The 596-nt window shown below is 44.5% G+C and carries 1 protein-coding gene; it reads left to right on the forward strand.

Annotated elements, in window-relative coordinates:
* Window positions 1-596, forward strand: a 596-nt coding sequence (locus ACWIW0_RS11340) for a VENN motif pre-toxin domain-containing protein (protein ID WP_454453399.1), incomplete at both ends; no start/stop codon positions are given.

Consider the following 596-nt stretch of genomic DNA (forward strand, 5'->3'; position numbering starts at 1 on the left):
CTAACCAAAGCACAAGAACGTCAAGAAATGGCACAAGTGATAGGTGAACTTTCGCAAGCAGGTATTCATCATTTGGTGGGTAATCATCTCAAAGAAGCGGAAGCCAAACGCCAAGAAGCGGAAGCGATAGAGAAAGAAAATCCAGCGAAAGCCGCAGAGCTTAAAGCTCAAGCTCAATCAATAGAGGCTGAATATGGCTTAGGTAGTAATTTGCAAATGGGGATTAGAGCAGCTACGGCAGCATTACAAGGTTTGGCAACAGGCAGTGTAGAACAAGCTGCTGTCGGTGCAGCTTCGCCATATCTGAACAAACTTATCAAAATACAAACGGGCGATAATAAAGAAGCCAATCTAATTGCTCACGCTATATTAGGTGCGTTGGAAGCTCGCATTACTGGCAACAATGCTGTAGCCGGTGCATTGGGAGCCTTAACGGCAGAAGTGGCAGCACCTTATATAATGAAAACGCTTTATGGCACAGACAATCCTGAGGATTTAAGCGATAGTCAAAAACAAAATGTCGCAAATTTAAGCCAAATTGCGGCAGGCTTAAGCGGTGGTTTAGTTGGTGATAGCACGAGTAATTTTGTGGCAGG

The organism is Ursidibacter sp. B-7004-1 (assembly GCF_053654055.1).